Below are 19,099 nucleotides of genomic sequence, written 5' to 3'. Positions count from 1 at the left end.
CTGGAGAGTATGCTTTTTGAGATTTTAAAATGTGTATCAGAGCGTATACAAGCATTATCAATATCCAACTCAAATATTATCAGTGAGATATAAGCGTCTCATATTCAGTCTTTGATGTCTGAATTTGTCGACTTTATGTCATTTGCGACCAGTTCCACTAACTTAAACTTCTAGCTGTACCGCCTAGAAATACCTCGTCTATATGTTTGAGCTTTGCTTGAGATGTCCGATAAGCACTTAAGTATGTATCTCACCAAAATAAAAAGGAAATAGCCATGCGTTCTTTAATCTGGGCTGGCCTATGCTCGCTACTTTTTAGCAATATGGTCTGGGCCCACTCCACATCTAAAGATGCCTTCCATATAGGGATATTATTGTACGACGGTGCACAAACTATTGATTATGCCGGTCCCTATGAAGTTTTTGGGCAAGCTAATTATCGTTTAACAACGGTTTCGGAAGATGGTGGAACCATTACTTCAGCCATGGGGCTTAAAGTGGCTCCAGATACCAGCTTCGATCAGGACAATCAATTTGATGCATTAATTATCCCTGGGGGCAGTATTAATGAAGCAATGGAGAGCCCGGAAGTATTACAGTGGATTAAAGAGCAGTCCAAACAGGCTCAGTATGTTCTATCGGTATGTAACGGTGCTTTTATTTTGGCGAGTACCGGACTCCTGGATGGTAAGAAAGCAACCACCATTCGCGGAGCATTTGATTCTTTCGAGAAGAACTTCTCAGATGTTGAATTGGTAAAGAATAAAAAGTTTGTTGATAACGGCAAGTTTATTACAACAGCTGGCCTTTCATCTGGTATAGACGGAGCTTTATATCTGGTAAGCAAGGTTGATACGATTGAAAAAGCCAAAAGTGTCGCAGCGAAGATTGAGTACCTGTGGATGCCAGAGGGCGGCTATATCCGGGGGATGATGGCGGATAAAATCATGCCAAACCTTGGTGATTTGCCTGAGTCAATTAAGTTTGTTTCTAAGGAGTATAGCTATGGTAGCCTGGAAGAATGGTACACCGCGTTTCAGATTTCTGGTGATGTGGAAGCTGTAAAAGCCTGGATAAGTGAGCAAATGAAAGAAAATCCCGAGTGGAGGAAGGGGCCGTCTATTGACAATAAATGGGTGTATCAGTTTTCTGATGATCGTACTGTATTACAAGTTGACTTTGTTGCTCCCTCTGATATCAATCCTTGGGTGCTTAAGTTCAGCATATTAGATCAAGCATCATAATTTGGTAGTTTTCGTTAAAGGTGTGCGGGTTTTTTACCCAATTCCCGCGGTTTGTTTTGTGCAGTTGTAGCGCGGGCGATATCTGGTTGTCGTGCGGCTAGGCGAAACTTTTAAAGGTGGAGACGATAAAACCTAGAATATAGGAAAAGTATTTGCTTTCTGGTCTTCAGATTGAACATACCGTTTGCACCGCCACATCGTCATTTTTGAATGACATTGGGAAGGTTCTTCATTCCGGCGATAGCATATTTGATAGGGCTTGGAAATTGACCAGCCTCTCTTAATGTTATTAAATGTTTGAAAATTTGTGAACGACGGGTTTTTTCCGCCGGTAACTTGAATTTGACAAATTCTGTCCCAGTTTTCTAGTTGTATACTTACAGAAGACGCCATTGAAGCTATTGATAGCGAGGACAAAATTAAAAAAATACTCATAGCTCTCACAGTAAGCCATCCCGTCTGGTGACCTAATATTCGGATTTGCTACCCCAAGATTATATGGTTACGTGAAGCCCGTAACGAATTTCGAGAAGGCATCGGTGGCGGATTAATTATAAGTGTTTGTTACTTTTTTGTGAGGCGCGACTGTTAGGTCAAATTATGTTGATAGCGGTTGTTCACTATGGGGTTTTAGTCTGGGCTTGGAGTTAGGCATTTTGTGCGGCCTCTATATCCGTGCACCTGATGAAAAGTAAAATAGAAGCGAGCCGAGGCTCGCATTCTTAATGCTACCTGAAATTTAAATACTGCTTACTTCGATAGAGGATGTGTTGTTTTTATCTTGTGCCTTTTGAGTTTTCTCGGTGTCAATTTGGTGGGGCAAAAAAGTTAAAAATTCATCCTCAATCGCTGAATCAAGGAGTATCTTACAGTCCTCTTCATAGTTATTTAACAGGCGCCATGGATAGCGCTTACCTTGCCTGGGAAGTTCTCCATTTGCCCGTTTTACATAGCCAGAGTCCAGGCTGCTCATTACCGAACCTTGTTCAGAACTGCCTTCGCTATCTATCGCTGTACACACTTGAAAGTTATTTGTTTCCATATACTTGAATAATCGGCAAATATAGCGAGCGGTAATGTCTGCTTTAAGAGTCCAGGGAGCGTTGGTATAGCCGAATACCCATGAGATGTTAGGAACCCCCTCCATTAGCACTGCTTTGTAAGTCATCTTTTGATTGACTGCTACCGGTGCACCATCAATACAGAGCTTGATACCTCCTAGAACTTGTAACTTTAATCCGGTCGCACTGATAATAATGTCTGCGTCTAATTGTTGCCCTGATTTAAGTAGGATACCCTTACCTGAGAAGGTTTCTATTTCACCGGTGGCAACAGAAGCTTTTCCTGAGCAGATTGAGGAGAACAGATCTCCATCGGGTACAACGCAGAGACGTTGATCCCAGGGGTTGTAACTGGGGTCGAAGTGACTGAGATCGTAATTAGCTGGAAGGCTTTTTCTTACATCTTTTAATAGTAACTTTCTAATAAAGTTAGGCCAGCGCTTAGCAGCTTTAAAAATCCAGCGCTGCAATTTGATATTGCGCCAGCGTCCTAGTCTGTGGACCCAGGGTGCTGGCAAAAATTTTGATAGTACACGAGAGATTTTATCGATAGATGGAACTGAAATGATATAGCTTGGGGAGCGTTGCAACATGGTGACATGTTGGGCGGTGGTTGCGAGCGAGGGGACCAGGGTAACAGCGGTAGCGCCGCTGCCGATCACGATAATACGCTTGCTGCGGTAGTCCAGGTTTTCTGGCCACTGTTGGGGATGAATCAGTTTTCCTTGATAGTTTTCTATACCTGGATATTGCGGCAAGTAGCCCTCTTTATGGTCGTAATACCCAGTACAGGCAATCAGAAAACTACAGGTATATCTCACTGGGCTGCCAGATTCGGTGTTGTGACCTTCCAGAGTCCAAGCTCGGTCTGTACTGGACCAGTTTGCCGTAGTTAAACTTATTCCAAAGTGAATTCTCTTTTTAACGTCATATTGCTCTGCGGTGGTTTCAATATATTTTTGGATAGATGGGCCATCCGCGAGTATTTTCTCGCCGGACCAGGGTTGGAAGTCATAGCCGAAGCTGTACATATCGGAATCAGATCGAATGCCCGGGTATTTAAAGAGGTCCCAGGTGCCGCCGACTTGTGCCCGACGCTCGATAATGGCGAAGCTGCGCCTGGGGCATTCGCGACTCAAATGACAAGCCATTCCTACCCCTGAGAGTCCCGCGCCGATAATTAATACATCGAAATGAGTCGGTTTCACAATCCCTATCCCTGCAAATTTCTATGCCTTATAGACTGGGTAGATGTGCCCATGATTTATTGTTAGATTGCGACAAATAATTGTCTTTCCGCGCCACAAAGATGGGGAGCAAGTTATGGGTAGCCTTGTACGAGTCAGTATTCTTTCCGGTTTCAGTGAATTCGTGGAGCAGCTTGGGTGCGGGGGGGAAGCCTTCTTGGCCGAGTTCGGTATGCCGTGTGATATCAGCCCGGCAGATTCCCGCTTGGTATCATTTGTTGAGGTCGCGCGCCTGCTGGAAACTGCAGCACGCCGGTTAGATCGCCCCGATTTGGGGCTGTGCCTCGCATCGCGACAAGGGGTGGACCGCTTAGGTGGGATAGGTGTAGTTGCATGCAATGCGGCCACTCCACGGCAAGCCTTGCTATCCGTTAGGCGCTTTCTTTCTCTTCATAGTTCATCCCTCAGTATGCAACTGGAGCCATTAAGTGAGGGAGATGTACTACGAATTGTTTTTGATTGGCAGGACCCAGCTCTCAGTAGCTATTGCCAGATCCGGGAGCAGGTGCTGGGAAATACGCTGACGATGATACGGATGTTGGTAGAGACTGAGTGTTGCCCGCAAAACGTACTGCTGCCTCATGGTCCTCAAATGGTAGAGGGTGACTACTGCAATTACTTTGGGTGTGAGGTTCTGTTTAGCTCGGGCTATTGTGCGATGGATTTCCCAGCTGCATTTCTGGATACACCACTGAAGTCTGCCGATCCAGTGGTTGAGCGATTGGCCATTCACCATTTGGAGCAGCAGAGTGCGACGCTGCCCGTTCCTCTAACTGTAGAAATTCGACAATTACTCAGTGAAATATTGCCCAGCGGCAGATCTCAGCTCGGCACTGTGGCAGGGGAGCTGAAGCTCCACCCCAGAACTTTACAGCGCCGCCTGGCTGCGGAAGGGCTTAGGTTCGAAGAGCTATTGGATAACGTGCGGCGGGATCTGGCGACTCGATACTTATCCGATCCGAATCTGGCCTTGGGGCAGATCACGGGTTTGTTGGGGTACTCCGAGCAGAGTACATTTCAGCGAGCTTGTCGACGTTGGTTTGCGGAGACTCCCCGGAATCATCGCTTGCGCCTTGCAGGCAGCGCAATTGTGGGGCGGCCGGAATCTCCGTAATAGCCTGTAGGGGGCGGTTCTTTTAATATTCAGTAGGCTCCACCTCTCCAGGGCGCCAGGTTTTCTCCAGCCATGGCCCCAAGGGTCCATACAGTCTCAGGATTACGAAGAAACCTTTGTTGGGTAGGGTCTCCAGCCAGTTTTTCTCAAACCCTTTTGGCGCCTTGGGTCCAAAATAAACGTCATAAGAACCATCGGAGTTTTGTCTTATCCCTTTCGACTGGCTGCTTACTGCGGGAAAGGGCTGGCTGGTTTTTAACATTGAGCGCGTTTGGCTGTCGTAGATATTCACTGCCCAAAAGGCATTGACCGGTACATCGGGGGGCAGGTGCAATTTGTATTTTCTAGAGCCGTCAAAGGGTTCTTTATTTTCATCGACAAAGGCAATGGCGTAATCAGAACCTTTGCCAGGTTCAATAGCAGTCATTGCTGGGCTGACACCGGTATAGGGGTAGAAGTAGCTGACTCGAGCGTCACTATTAATGGTTTTGCCATCGGGGCCATTGAAGAAGATGTTCTTGCCGGGAAACGCCATTACCCAAGCGCTATCTGTGCCTGGGTAGATTTTGATATCGGAGAGGGATTTGTCTGTCCGTGGATACCAAACAATTGAGCGGGCTATACCATTACCAATTGCAACTGCGTCCGTAAGAATTTTGGTCATTCTTTTATCTGGACTGAAGGCTTTCCCTTTTTCAATGCCTATTGAGGCAAAGAGGCCGCGAGTTTCTGGGTTAAGCATCCCAACCCACTCGTATTGAACGACTTCATTAAGGTGCTTATAGAATTGATAGTCATTAGGGTGAATGGTGTTGAAGGCCTTTCCAGACGCACTGATAAAGACCATCCTTGGCGGGTTACCTTTTTGAGCCAGGGGGTAGATTCTCAAGTTGTCTTTGATGTTTTGCACGGCCTCCGGCAAAGGCTGGTTACTTGGCGAGCGCATAAACACCCACAGTCGGAAGGAGCGAGGGTAGATGGGAATGTAGCCGAAGGGAATATTGCCTTTATAGTCTGGTGGCAGTAATAGAAACTTTCCCCCGCGCCCCTTATCCGGGCCAGAGGAGCCGATATCTTCAACAAAGCGGAACCAGGCATCATTAAACGCGCCCATAACGTCGGGCGGCGAGTGAAACACAGTTGGTCCGTCTCGTTTTAGATCTAAAAAAGCCAGCGTATAGATAGTCGAAGTATTGCCTGTGAGAAAAAGAGACTCAGAGTTCATTAATCGATCGAAAATTAAGACTTCATTGGCAGACTTAGCGCCAAGCTCTCTTCCCCCTTTCATCAGAGCATGTACCGATGCTCCCTGAATTCCTTTGAGGAAACTATCCACCGCACGCATATGATCCAAATAGTCGTAGAGCTTTTCTGCGGTCTGGGGGTAGGGAGCGCCATCGCGGAATTCGAGGGTGCCAATACTACTGTCCACCTTATCTGGAGTACTGATTGATTTCAGAGTCTCTGGATGTAAATCGGCGCAAAGCGGCAGAGGGCTGGTTAACAGAAGAAAAATTCCGACAGACCCAAATCCGTACTGAAGTAATCGAATCAAAATAGCTACCTCTATATGCAAGGCGTGCGTGATACGTAAGTGTGTGGTATTGCTTCCTCTATTGGGGTTATTTCGTGCCAATTTTTTGTGTTAACTGCCGGATTATAAAGATGACTATCCCCAGGCGTAACTTGGGTATCTTTAGCGATAAGTTTGGCTTAATTTTGATCTGGTGAGGCCGGTGATTTAAAAGGTCAATTTTATTGTAATTATTAGTCTGTCGTTTTTAGGCTGGCGCCCATGTCTTGTCTGGCAGACCTGGATTTAAAGGTTTACTTGAAGTCAGTAATTTCACACCGCTACTGATCTGACTCTCCTGTAACCGAAATTATTACATTAACTTGCATTCAAATATTTATCTGGCTTTCAGTGCCGGTAGCCGATCACTTGTAAAAGAAATCTCTCAAGGTTTCATGGTTCTCAAAAACCACCTTCAGAAATAAGTTTGAGTAATTTTTAATATTTGCCCATCCTATTTTGTGACCATTCGGTTCAAATTTTTTGGCTTTATAGGGTTTTACTACCAAAAAAATTATTTTCTTTTTTTTGGTCGTTTGGCGGAATTAAATTCTGGATAAATTGGTTTTTCATTGCCTATTTTTTTACTTGGTAGTGGTGCGAGATCGGAAAAAGGGTTTATTAACTTCTTGATTTATTTGTCTTTTGGAATGTTTGTAATGTTTAGTCAGATCGAATAATTTCTAACAGGATGAGACTTTTCATGGATTGATAAAGAGGTTGTCATAAGCTTTACAGAAAATGCTTGTCATTATTGGGTCATCCGATTTATAAAATGATCGTCCCATGTAGCCGGTTTGAATAGTTTTTTTTAGGCTTATTCGGACTAGATCAAAAATCTTAGAATAATAAATGGACTAAAAATGTTTTCTCTTGCCAGCCTGTTCGAGAAAGTTGTGGAAAAATGTTGGCAAGGTCGTCTGGAAAATCTGGATGGTGAGGTTTTGACCGCGGCTCACTGTGAGAATGCGTGGCTCTCACTTACAAATGAAGAAGTTTGTTTCAGTGCTGGCGATCGCATTTTAGTGTGTACTCAGTCTGAAATAGAGGCGGTCGCCATTATGTTGGCGGCGTGGAAGATGGGGTTGGTGGTTGTACCTGCAAAGGGGGATCTGAGCCATTCTTCAATTAAAATGATCGCTTCAGACTGCAATGCCAAGGCGATATGGCGTGCTGGAAAAATTGAGGCCTTGCCCGATTATCAGCAGGAATGCTCAGAGTTTGAAGTGTCTTCTACTCCAGTGGTCACAGGCGTGGATCTGGCTCTGGTGATCTATACCTCAGGAAGTACTGGTAAGCCAAAAGGCATTATGCTTACCCATCAAAATGTTCTGACCTCCTTGGCCTCAATATCCCAATATTTGGGCCTGACAGCACAGGACAGAATTTTGTGCTTATCCCCTTTATCGTTTGACTACGGTCTTTATCAGGTATTATTTGCGCTATATAGCAACTGTACAACCATCCTCTACGACAAACCATTTAACCCCATACAAGCCCTTAAAACGATTTCAGAGCGGGATATATCTGTTCTTCCGATTGTGCCAGCAATGGGGGCTGCCCTAGTGAAACTGGTGGGTTTGGTTAAACCTAACCTCAGCAACCTGCGCAGTATCACCAATACTGGGGGCCATTTATCTGAGTACATGATTCGCGCCTGGAAAGAGTATTGCCCAAGTCTAAATGTTTTCTCTATGTATGGTTTGACTGAGTGCAAGCGAGCCTTGTACTTGGAGCCAGAGCTTTGGGAAGAAAAGATGGGTTCAGTTGGCAAGCCGATCCCTGGCCTGGATGCACGTGTATTTATACCTCACTCAGCGGTCAGTAAATTTAGAGAAGCAAAAGCTGATGAGGTAGGTGAGCTTTATGTTCGTGGGACGGCAGTGATGCAAGGCTACTATAACCCGGCCGCTCAAGGTGGTGCAGAAATCTTTTCGGGCAGATATCGGGACGACAATTGGTTGGCGACGGGAGACCTTTTTACCCGTGATCAGGATGGCTTTTTCTATTTTAAAGGGCGTTCAAAAGACTTAATAAAACAAGGTGGATTTTGTCTGTTTCCAAAGGACTTGGAAAATCATATTGATATGTGCCCATTGGTGCATATCAATGCAGTCATCGGCACTAGAGATAAGCTCGAGAATGAAGTGGCTACTTGTGTTGTGGAGCTTCATGAGAATACCGCTGACAATCAGAAGCAGTTTCGCACTTGGCTGAAAGCGAACATAGATACTGACTACATGCCGAGAGATATCAGGTTTGTTGATGGAATTCAATTAACCGCTAATAGCAAGGTCGATAGGAAGCGCTTAGAACAGGATTTACAAGTCCATGCCTAATGATCTGAGTATATTTAGGCGGGATCCCGCCTAAAACATAAAACGCTAACTTAATAAAAATATAAACGATACGTTTAACCCTTGGGGGAGTTATGGGTGCACTGTCAGATGCGCTGGTTCAACAGTTGGGCCAAAATAAGAAACAGCTATCTACACCTTGTTATATCTATTCCGTTAAAACTGCTCACGATAACTACAAGCAGCTGAAGGAAGCGCTGGGCACGGGATTGATATACTCTCTGAAAGCCAATAGTTGCCTTAATTTAATACTTCGTTGTGGGCACATCTTTGAAGACGGTATTGAGATTGCATCTATAGGCGAACTAAATCTACTTCCTAAAGGGAATAGCCCCCGATTTGTCAATAACCCATCGGCAGATAAGGCCTTTATACGCGCTGCCATTGCGAGTAAGTGCCATTTAATTATCGACAATCTCAATCAATTAACTTTGCTTGAGGAGTTGAAGGCAAGGCGGCCAGTAAACCCTGTCGTTTTAAGGCTTAATCCCTCAATCTTGAGCCACTTTGATAGAAATCAAAAGGGCCTAAGAAAAGATCATTTTGGTTTCGACTGGAATGGTTGTCTTGAGGCTTTGGATTTTTGTAAGAAACATGGGATTCCAGTTTTAGGTTTTCATTTGTTTAGGGGTTCATATTCCTTTAATAAAGGTGCTTTCGACACTGCCAAAGTGGCCTTGCAAGTTGCTTATGAGTTTGAGGAAATACTGGGATACCCTCTGTCATTAGCCAATCTAGGTGGTGGGTTTGACCCCAATTGGCGAGAGCAGGAGTTTGATTTTGGCCAATATAGAAATTTGATTGCTGAATTTCCAGATCATATCAAGGTAGTTCACGAGAGTGGTCGAGCAATTATGGGCTCAGCCGGTTATTTCGTCACGGAAGTTCGCTATAAAAAGTCCATTAACGGTGACAAGTACGCCGTATGTGATGGGGGAATGGCCCAAAATTTTCTGTTGGCGAAAACAGAAAGTACCTTTAAACGATTCCAGCAACCTCATGTTTTGCGTAATGGGACTCCTCTAAAAGGGAATGATGAGGGGCAGAAAGTCCTTTTAGTGGGCACATCTTGTAATAAGGAAGATGTGATTGGGGAAGTCAACAATATTGACCTTCGAGAAGGGGACTTAGTCATATTTGATGGATGTGGTGCCTATAACGCAAGTTATACCGTAGCACCTTTCCTCAAGTTGCCGGCTCCGAACTCTTATCTGGTGGAGTAGATCATGGAAATGCAATCGGTTGTAGGTGGTTTTGTTCTCAATCAATTATCCAGTATTTCACCAGTGCCCAGCACATTGAAATCGCTGTTAGAAAATTCTTGTGCTCGGCTATTCGATGCATCAATGATTATCGAAGATCCTTTGACAGAGCTTGCACCACTTAGGGACGCTTCGGTTCAGCAGCCATTAGAGCAGTTTGAGCAGACCTTTGTTATTGATCAAATTATTGACACTGTCCGGGATGAAGGACTGGATAATCACTTTCACAATATGATCGGGCTATTTGGCTCGATTATGTTGAGCCTGACTGCTACAGATGATCAGCTTGCCCAGGTCAATAAATGGGTGGAGCAGGGGATTTTTGGCCACTTCCTTATGACAGACCCCGGCGGCCCGAGCCTTATGGGTTGGAAGACAGAGCTGGTTGAAACTGATAGCGACATGCTACTGAATATCGACAAGATCCACGGCATTGAGGCACATAAACTTGGCTTTGCCATGGTAGTTACCAAGCAACCGGGAAGGCCTTTTCCCCTGACAGTGATGTTGCCGCCAGAACTCTGTAACCAACTACGGCAGAGTACTGTAGGAGAGCCGTTTTTAAATAGCACCTTACAGCTGGGAAATTGTAAGGGTAAAGTATCAATTACCAAAGACATGTTGTTGAGCAAAGGTGGGTTGGGTAGCGTCAATCGATTTTTAACACTGGTTCGCCCGCGCTTTGTTAAATCACTAATGCACTTTGTGCTTTGGCTACATGACTGTAAAGAAGCTCATTTAACCAGCGAAGATCAGGCTCATATAGAGTATCTAATTTATTTGTGTAATGAGCAGGTAGCTGCAACCACTTTCTCTATGCACAGTGTAAACCGTGTACTGGCAACGAAATTTACCAGCAATGAGCTTTTGCTGAACCTGGTCTTGTCAGGAAAGATCAAATCCGTGAATCGACAGCGCGATCTGTTGGCTTTCACAAAAATGGAAGGCAGTTCATATCGGTGCTTCTTTGAGATATATAGCAAATTTAAGGGGCTGCGGGTATGAGCCTGTATTTACGATCTGCAGCTTTTATCCCTATAGAAGGTATCACTGTCTCATCCAGTAGTGATGTATCAACTGCCTTTGGTGATATTGCCAGGATTATCCGAAGACAGACAGATAGTGTATTAGATGCTGCTCCAGAGATAAAAGATTCGCAAATAGATCGCCATTTTTTATGCTCTACCATGATTGAACTTCCTTTGAGTTCATCGGCGATTAGTGAGCAGGACTTCAATTACGGTGATAATGCAAGAGCGCCAGTTACCAGTTTTGTTAATACCTATGAATGTGCATCTTGGGGTTATAGCCTTCGGCATTACCTGACACAAAATCCGGAATCGCGCTACTTACTGGTTAGTATTCTTGACGCCAATGTTTTAGATCTAACGTTTTGGCGAGAAAATGAAAATTGGGGCGATAGTGGTTTTGGTCTCTGTACATTGTTGTTTGAAGTGCGGGATCTTGACAGTATAAACCTTAATGCATCCTGCACGATTACTTATAATACAACTCCGGAATTTGCCACTGTCATCCGAAAAATGGCTGTTGGACGAGATGACCTGACTTTATCTTTGCCGTTCTTTCCAGAGAATATTCGCCAAATTTTCTCCAAATTGTTGTCGGCCAATCAAAAGTTACCAGACTTGCATGATCGATGGGGGCATTGTTTTGGTAGTGATCCCTGGCTGAATATTATTTGCCAAGGCGCTGAAAAAGGCTTTGACAAGCAAGAAAATTTTCTAGCCTGTTCGATTGCATTGAATGGCTATTATTGCACTGTAGAAGTTACCGTTGATGAACAAAGTCACTTCTATCTAATGGAGGCCGCGTGATGAAGACTGTTGAGCTATCAACGTGTCTCGAACGTAACCCCTATCCGGACACATTGAAATCCTGCTTAGCACAAATGCTGCCGTTGAGTACTGAGCAGGACTATCTTGCATTATCCAGTCTACCAGTTAATTCCAGCCCGGTGCTACTGAACCATTCGGAGCACTATCAATTACTGCTGGATATTCTGCGATACTTTGAAGATTCTGAACTGGATATAGACTTAATCTTGATAAAAATGCAGATGCCCGCTGGTGGGCGTATGCCGAGTGCTCTATTACAAGACACCGTTTTAATGCTTCATGACCTGGCTGGTGAAGAAGCAATATTGGTTAGAGAAGGAAAACGATATATAGCTATTGAAGATAGCTTGGTTCGCCACCCATTTGAAGCGGGAACAAACCAGCTAAAAATCAGGTTGGCAGTGGATATTGATTGCCATGATCTCTTAATTGAGGGGCTTTCTAAATTACTTATCGAGTGCGGTTTCGGTGATATAACAATAAATACCATGGACGGGACAGCATAAAGATGTTTATTAAAAACCTATGGGTAGACAGTGGCGGGCAGGTTGATCGATTACTTGATGCCTTGAGAGGACACCTGGATCAATATGATTTGTTACCAGAGCTTATCTATGTGGTTTCTGCGGGAGAGGCTAATGTTCTACAGGATAGTCGGGTTGTAGAGTTTATAGCAGACCTTGAAGATGGTGGGCATAATATTCGATTTGTTGGTAGCGCCTGCACCAGCTTCCATGCTGCAGTATTGAGTTTTTCAAAGTGTAGTGAAGCCGAAGCTTTGATCTTAAATCTCGAACTGGGCAAAGAGCGGCAACAAGAGTGCCTGGATTCATTGGGAATTGGAGTTGGACCTGATCAAGATGGCTTAGATGTTCTTGTAGGTGTGGCGGCTACCTGGATCTGTCGAGAGTATTGTGAAACACATCTCTGTCAAATATCCAGCTGTGATATTCTCTCTCAAGCGCCATCTTTATCTGGCGCACCAGATTTAGTAAAGAGTATTAAGCAGGTAATCTCAACCAGCTCTAGTGATGATACTCGAGTAGTTTCCTTTGATATCCGCTCGAAATGGGCCAAGGGGCTCCTGAAAGGGTTTTCGCACAGCGATAAGGCCTCATGGTTACCCAGTATTGAAGAGGACGGCTGGCACTATTTGAGTATTAAACCTCTGTCTGAATTGATCAGTTATTACATTGAGGAAAAGGTGACTGATCTATGGCTGTTAACTCTAGGGGGTGGCGGCAGGGTAGGTTGCCTGAAAATAGACATTCCTTCGCCCAATTTTCAGGGATTTCTTTCAAGACTGGTAAATGTTGAGAAATTGGTGTTGGAAGACGCCTATATAGATTTTAGTTCCGCCCAGCACCTGGGTGACACTCTAGGCCAGGATTACCTTTCGCATATTCGTGAGGCATTAAGGTATCCCAAGAGGATTTACCGGGGAAGACACAACCAGATATTTGACTGGGTATTAGGGGCAGGTAGTTGGCGTACGCTGTTGGAATATCAAGGAGCAAGACATGGATAATAATATTTATAAAACTGATATAAGAGAATTTCAATTCCTTATTGAAGAACAGTTCCATGAAGCTAAAACTCTGTTCAGCGACCAGATGTTTAAAGGGTGCTCACCAGAGATTCTCCATGAAATTTTAGTTCGGGCTAAAAAATTCTCTTATGAGGTTCTCGGGCCGGGATATCAGGATTCAGATCGAGAGGGATGCCAGTTAGAGAATGGGAGAGTGAAGCTCCCGAGCGCATTCCCTGAGATGTGGCAGAGATTTAAGGATGACTGGGGGAATATCTCCTCATTTGAGGGCGAACAAAATACAACTATTCCGCCCTTTGTAATGCAAATGCTCCTGGAAATGTTTATGGGGGCAAATCCAAGTTTTATGACTTATGGTGGTTTTTGCCTGCCGTCCTCCACCTTGGTGGAAAAATATGGAACCGATCTGCAAAAAGACCTGTTTAGGGACAAATTAGCCACCTCAGAGTGGACATCTTGTCTCTGCCTCACTGAACCCCAGGCGGGAAGTGATGTATCCCTTGTAGAGACTCGCGCTTCGAAACAGGAAGACGGCACTTATTTGTTAACGGGCGAAAAATACCTGATAAGTGCCGGTATGCACGACCTGACAGAAAACACCATTTATTTCGTTATGGGTCGTGGCGAAAAAAGCGGCTCGGGCACCTACGGTTTGTCCTGCTTTATTGTGCCTAAGTACTGGGTTGAAGAGGATGGGAGTCTCGGTGGGTTTAATAATATCGAATGCATTTCTCTAGCTGAGAAAATGGGCTTTAAAGGGTGTGCAAACACTCACCTTCGGTTTGGTGACAATGGCCCCTGTAGAGCTTACCTACTGGGGAATCGTGAGAATGTAGGCTTGTTGCAGTTTCTTACCTTGATGAATCAGGCACGAATCAGCACAGGTGTCTACGCCTTGGGTATGGCTTCCTCAGCCTACTACAATGCACTTTCCTATTCGACAAAGCGTCTACAGGGCAAGAGATTTCACGAGAGCTTTAGCTCTACCGCAAGCCGGGTCAATATCGTTGAGCATACCGATGTCCAGCGTATGTTGTTGGAAATGAAATCCAAGGTAGAGGGCTGTAGAGCACTGATTGCTAAACTGACATTGTCAGAGAGCTTAGTCAAAATCTACCAGGGGCAGGAAGACAAAAAGGATCGCATTGCTCACTACCAGGGTTTAATGAACCTGCTAACTCCAGTTGTTAAAGCCTATATCAGCGACCAGGCTTGGCGTATCTGTGAATTGGCAATTCAAACCTGTGGTGGTCAGGGGTATCTCAAGGATCTGGGTATAGAGCAATATGCCCGGGATATTAAAGTGCTGGCAATCTGGGAGGGAACGAATTATATCCAGAGCCAGGACTTGATCCGCGATAAGTTAGGATTGGGTAATTCCAGTAAGCTATTCCAATTCTATCAGGCAGAAATTGATAATTTCCTCGATCGGGCCACGGACTATCCTCAGTTTGAGATTGAATTTGAGCGCTTAAAGACCTCGTTTGGACATTTCGAAGCAGCACTGAAAGCTGTGCAGGTATGGGTGAAGACAAAAGAAATGTTCAAAATCCCTGCCTATAGCACACGTATTCTACATATGCTTGGTGATATAACCTTGGCCTGGCTTTTATTGGAGGCTGCATGCGCGTCATCAGATAAGTTGAGTCAGGACCTGAACGATACTGATGAGGAGTTCTATCGCTCGAAAATAGTCAGTGCTAAATTCTTTATTCGCAATGAGTTACCCCGCACCAAGCTGGTGCTGGATATCCTTCAGGATCAGGACTCTTTTTGTGAAATGGACGCTTCCTCCTGGAATTCATTATTGTCAAATGTGGAGGCTGTCTCATGAACAAGCTTGATCAGCTGGAATCCAATTACGATGTAGTGATTATCGGTGGTGGATGGGCTGGCTTAACCCTGGCCCGTCAGCTTAAACTCAATAAGGATGCTTTAACCATATTGGTTGTTGAGGCAAATACTGAGTTTAAGGCCAAAGTTGGTGAAGCGACAGTGGAGATGACCGGCCACTACTTTATGAAGCAGTTGGGCTTGGTGAATTATCTCTATAGGAATCACTTGCCTAAAAATGGTCTGCGTTTTTTCTACGATAACCCTGAGCATACACTGTCATTAACAGAGATGAGTGAGCACGGAACCACCAGTATTCCGCCTCATCCAGCTTTTCAAATTGACCGGGCCAGATTGGAATCCGACCTTGTCGATATGAATAGGGCGAATGGCATAGAGGTTATTCAGGGCGTAAAAGCAAAAAATCTTAACATACAGCCAGGTGATGAACTCCATTCTATAGAGCTTATGGAAGATGGCGCTAGCGGAGTGGTTAACGCCCGCTGGTTAGTAGATTGCAGTGGTCGAAATCGGGTTGCTAAGAAGCATAAGAAGCTTACCCGAGTTGAGAATGTCCCTAAACACTTCTCTGCCTGGGGTCGGTTTAAGAACATACAGGATATCGATTCCATGGGAGATATGAATTGGAGAAAGAAGGCCTTTGGACGCTTTCTTTCAACGAATCATTTTTCTGGAGATGGTTACTGGGTTTGGTTTATACCCTTAAGTGGTGGCTATACCAGTGTAGGTATCGTTGGTGAGAATAGTAAATTCGACAAGCCGCCCACAAAGAAGCAAGATTTCCTAGATTTTTTGTTGGCTTATAGAGCTATTTCAGAGCTTCTGGAAGGCGCCGAGCTTATTGATTTCGAGGCTTGGGGACAGCTTGCCTATAGAGCGGATGAGTTTATCTTTGAGGACCGCTGGGCTACCTCCGGATTTTCCTCGATGTTCCTTGATCCTCTGTTTAGTGGTGGGGGCGATATGATAGCCCTGTTTAATGACCATATTTGTAAGTACATTGTTGCCGATATCTCAGACAATAATCGTGATGAAGCTCAGCAGCGGCTTGCAAAAGAATTGCCGATCGCAAATCAAGTGGTCACAGAATTTTACCAGGGCCTCTATGCCCATGTAGCAAATGTATACCCGGTTATTGACTCTGCTGAACTGTGTTCTCCTCTGCTTGCCTACAATACCGCTGCTTATTTCCTGGAGAGTGCCTGGGATTATATGTCAGGTAATTATCTGGATCAGGAGTACTGGCTACGCAAGAGTTACCTGCGCCGTGGATATATGGCCCTTGAGTTAATCCTGCAACGCCTGTTAGTTGAAACGGCAAAAGAACTTAAAGCTCAGAATCGATATTTTCGCAGAAATAGTGAAGGTTTCTTTGAGTCCGGTGCCGATCACTATAAGTACTTTGTATATTTAATGGGAACCCAGGGTCGGGACGGTTGGCGAATCGATCTGCGGATCAAACTTTGGGTTGAAGTTTTCCTGAGTGTTGTCCAGGCGCGACTCGACCTCCCTAAACTGGCAAACCGGATGGTTGTTCAGCAGGCTATTACCCTGCCTGATCTTTTACAAAAGCCAAATATGAATGGGGCTGACCTCAACTGGTTGCTTGAGAGGTTATCTATCAAGCTTACAGATCTAGTCAATGAGGATATGGCAGATCCAGTGAGTGTTATTGTATCGGAAGAGTCCTTCCACACAGATACGATTGAAGTTATGGATCTTGCGGGTAGCTATTCCAATAAAGAACTTGCTGAGGTTAACAAGAAAGCAAAATCTATCTGGGTGCAGACTCAGGAGTATATTGCGATCCCCAGTATGGTTCCTGTATTTCTTGCTTTTGCACGCAGTCAGCCGGATAGCATAATGGATTCGGTCATTGACCAGCGTGAAGCTATGCCCACAGCTGAATTAGACTCTGCTCATGCGGATTCGGAGGTTGTGTGATTCAGGAGTTCTTTCAGGCGCGGGATGGAAAAAAACTCTCCTTTCGCTGGTTGCCGTGCGATGAATCTGACCTGGTGCTTGTCTGCATGCACGGGAGCACGTTCAGTAGCCAGTGGTATTTAATGTTTGGACGGATGGTGCACCGAAACGGTATTAGTGTGTGTCTGCCAGACTGGCGAGGCCATGGTAAGAGTGAAGGTGTTCCGGGGGATCTCGATTATTCCGACCAATTGCAAGACGATCTTGCCGATCTATTAAAACACCTCAAAAAAAGAGGGGCTAAGGCCTTTGTTCTTGGAGGGCACAGCGCGGGGTCATTGGTTGCACTTAAATATCTGCACCTATATGGCAGTAAAGATATTGCAGGTTTTTTTGCGATAGCACCGCCTCTGACTCAGTCAGAGGAAACAAGAAAGTACGATATTCCCGCATCTGGCTTTGAGTATTACATTCGTTACGGAAGGAAGCGTCACTATACGCGGCCTAGGGCATCGGCAGGGGACCAGAATCTGCCAAAAATAAAAATGCTGAAATATTGGCTGGCACTTTTGTTCCCCCCTTTGAGGAAGTTATCAGTGCTGAGCTTTCCCCCGGTGGGATCAGCAGCGGGAAATCAGGGGCGAGTTCTGGACTGCACGTTTAACTTACTCAGTGCCTATAACGTAAAGAGATACGCGGATCTCTTTGCGAGTTTAAATGTACCCTGCCACTTTTTTGTCGGTGAGAAGGACGAAGTACTTGATACCCATGTGCTCCACACTGTATTGAGCTGGTATCTCTCGCCCAGTATTAAGGCTGGACTTACTGAGTTGCCCAGAGCTACTCATATGTCAGCTATTTCTGCTTCGGCAAAACCTATTTCCAACTGGTTGACAACTTTGATGCGGCAACCTGAGGGGGCTGTTGCATGAGACCTAGTAAAGGCAAAACTCCCCTGATGCGAGAAAAAGTGTTGCCCGTCGGTGCAGAAGTCTCACTGAGTTCATTTTTAAATGATACCGATTGGGGAGCAGGGCATGGCGAAGATTGGACATCTTTAGGGACTATAAAGAGAAGTGATAAAAACACTTTTCACTTGCAAGTTGGCAAGGCGTTTCGATTTCCCCTTTATTATTACCTGAAGGATGATCGTCTATTTGTTGGTCAGGATTTATCACTATTTCCTGCTGTTGGTGCCGATACGGTAGATTGCCACTACTTAATTGAAATAGAGTATTTCGGTTTCTCCACAGAAAGAAAGAGCCTTTTGCAGAATGTTAAAATGCTCTTTCCTGAAGATGATGTTGTTATATCAGCCAGAGAGCTTATTTGGCTCTCTGCTGAACATCATCAATCTGGGTCATTTGATGTAGCCCTGGTGACTCCTGAAGAAGCTACCGATAAACTCTTCAACAGTTTACCTGAGGTAACCTCTAAGCTTTTCTCGCCTGTTGATACCACTTTTTATGCTCATATTGCCAATCGTTTGGCGGAGTCAAGCGGCACCAAATTAAAAGTGGGTAGACAAAGCCTGCCTTTAACGGTTGGCTATCAGGAGAAGCGGGCAAAGATCTTTAATAAGGCTCATAAAAATAGAGTCGTAGAAGGGATCGATCTACAAAGTTACACCGACATGGTGCAGGAAGAGTTGGATCGAGCCTGGAAGGACTCAGAATCAAGTCTCGATAGGGAAGATTATACCTTCCAAACTTTCTATCTGCCTTTTGCCCAGTTTTTACTCAATATACTGGCAATGAATACCAGCAAGATGGTGGAGATTGTTGAAGGTTCGGGAGATGAGGGTGTAATTCCCCCCGCACTTTCAATAAGTGATAAACCTATCTGTAATATTTACGAATCTTTTCAGCGGGTGTTTTTTTATGGACATCATTGGCTTGCAAAAGTCTGGTTCTATATACCGCCCATGATCAGTTCTGCTGCCATAAAACAGCAGCAAAAATACTCAGAACGAGAGCAGCATGTTTGTGTTTTTACTTTAACATTGGACTACTTGCTGCGATTTAATAACTTAAAAATAGGAAATGTTACTGGAGAGTAA

General features: G+C 44.8%; 14 protein-coding genes. 12 read left to right on the top strand and 2 right to left on the bottom strand.

Annotated elements, in window-relative coordinates:
* The first annotated feature begins 275 nt into the window (after nucleotides 1–275).
* Nucleotides 276–1,244: a DJ-1/PfpI family protein gene (locus ACJJIQ_RS10785; protein ID WP_445364587.1), complete on the top strand. Its 969-nt coding sequence runs from the start codon at nucleotides 276–278 to the stop codon at nucleotides 1,242–1,244.
* Between the two features lie 739 nt (nucleotides 1,245–1,983).
* Here the strand turns inward: ACJJIQ_RS10785 and ACJJIQ_RS10780 are convergent.
* Nucleotides 1,984–3,513: a flavin-containing monooxygenase gene (locus ACJJIQ_RS10780; RefSeq protein WP_445364586.1), complete on the bottom strand. Its 1,530-nt coding sequence runs from the start codon at nucleotides 3,511–3,513 to the stop codon at nucleotides 1,984–1,986.
* Between the two features lie 115 nt (nucleotides 3,514–3,628).
* On the opposite strand from ACJJIQ_RS10780, the gene ACJJIQ_RS10775 reads away from it, so the two are divergent.
* Complete coding sequence (locus ACJJIQ_RS10775) at nucleotides 3,629–4,666, top strand: AraC family transcriptional regulator (RefSeq protein ID WP_444942004.1); 1,038 nt, start codon at nucleotides 3,629–3,631, stop codon at nucleotides 4,664–4,666.
* Between the two features lie 22 nt (nucleotides 4,667–4,688).
* Here ACJJIQ_RS10775 and ACJJIQ_RS10770 read toward each other — a convergent pair whose 3' ends face one another.
* Nucleotides 4,689–6,221: a DUF1254 domain-containing protein gene (locus ACJJIQ_RS10770; RefSeq protein WP_444942003.1), complete on the bottom strand. Its 1,533-nt coding sequence runs from the start codon at nucleotides 6,219–6,221 to the stop codon at nucleotides 4,689–4,691.
* 881 nt (nucleotides 6,222–7,102) lie between these two features.
* Between ACJJIQ_RS10770 and ACJJIQ_RS10765 the strand changes: the two genes are divergently transcribed.
* The 10 genes from ACJJIQ_RS10765 (at nucleotide 7,103) to ACJJIQ_RS10720 (ending at nucleotide 19,099) form a co-directional block, all read left to right on the top strand.
* Nucleotides 7,103–8,578, top strand: a complete 1,476-nt coding sequence (locus ACJJIQ_RS10765) for a class I adenylate-forming enzyme family protein (protein ID WP_444894163.1) — start codon at nucleotides 7,103–7,105, stop codon at nucleotides 8,576–8,578.
* Between the two features lie 92 nt (nucleotides 8,579–8,670).
* Nucleotides 8,671–9,819 carry a type III PLP-dependent enzyme domain-containing protein gene (locus ACJJIQ_RS10760; protein WP_445364585.1) on the top strand — a complete coding sequence of 383 codons (1,149 nt, stop codon included), beginning with the start codon at nucleotides 8,671–8,673 and terminating at the stop codon, nucleotides 9,817–9,819.
* Between the two features lie 3 nt (nucleotides 9,820–9,822).
* A complete protein-coding gene (locus ACJJIQ_RS10755; protein ID WP_445364584.1) occupies nucleotides 9,823–10,863 on the top strand; it encodes a hypothetical protein in 1,041 nt (346 codons plus the stop codon).
* Nucleotides 10,860–11,693 (top strand): hypothetical protein, encoded by an 834-nt coding sequence (locus ACJJIQ_RS10750; protein ID WP_445364583.1) that lies wholly within the window; start codon nucleotides 10,860–10,862, stop codon nucleotides 11,691–11,693. The genes ACJJIQ_RS10755 and ACJJIQ_RS10750 overlap by 4 nt, the downstream gene beginning before the upstream one ends.
* Nucleotides 11,690–12,220: a hypothetical protein gene (locus tag ACJJIQ_RS10745; RefSeq protein ID WP_445364582.1), complete on the top strand. Its 531-nt coding sequence runs from the start codon at nucleotides 11,690–11,692 to the stop codon at nucleotides 12,218–12,220. Before ACJJIQ_RS10750 ends, ACJJIQ_RS10745 begins: the two co-directional genes overlap by 4 nt.
* Before the next feature lie 2 nt (nucleotides 12,221–12,222).
* Nucleotides 12,223–13,242: a hypothetical protein gene (locus ACJJIQ_RS10740; RefSeq protein ID WP_444927537.1), complete on the top strand. Its 1,020-nt coding sequence runs from the start codon at nucleotides 12,223–12,225 to the stop codon at nucleotides 13,240–13,242.
* Nucleotides 13,235–15,097 (top strand): acyl-CoA dehydrogenase family protein, encoded by a 1,863-nt coding sequence (locus tag ACJJIQ_RS10735; RefSeq protein ID WP_444932917.1) that lies wholly within the window; start codon nucleotides 13,235–13,237, stop codon nucleotides 15,095–15,097. Before ACJJIQ_RS10740 ends, ACJJIQ_RS10735 begins: the two co-directional genes overlap by 8 nt.
* Nucleotides 15,094–17,061, top strand: a complete 1,968-nt coding sequence (locus tag ACJJIQ_RS10730; RefSeq protein WP_445364581.1) for an NAD(P)/FAD-dependent oxidoreductase — start codon at nucleotides 15,094–15,096, stop codon at nucleotides 17,059–17,061. Before ACJJIQ_RS10735 ends, ACJJIQ_RS10730 begins: the two co-directional genes overlap by 4 nt.
* Nucleotides 17,058–17,972, top strand: coding sequence for an alpha/beta hydrolase (locus tag ACJJIQ_RS10725; RefSeq protein WP_108732865.1), 915 nt, complete (start codon nucleotides 17,058–17,060; stop codon nucleotides 17,970–17,972). Before ACJJIQ_RS10730 ends, ACJJIQ_RS10725 begins: the two co-directional genes overlap by 4 nt.
* Nucleotides 17,969–19,099, top strand: coding sequence for a hypothetical protein (locus tag ACJJIQ_RS10720; RefSeq protein ID WP_445364580.1), 1,131 nt, complete (start codon nucleotides 17,969–17,971; stop codon nucleotides 19,097–19,099). Before ACJJIQ_RS10725 ends, ACJJIQ_RS10720 begins: the two co-directional genes overlap by 4 nt.

It is taken from the genome of Microbulbifer maximicatervae (SeqCode), from assembly GCF_052468295.1.
This window is presented reverse-complemented; position numbering and strand designations above follow the sequence as displayed.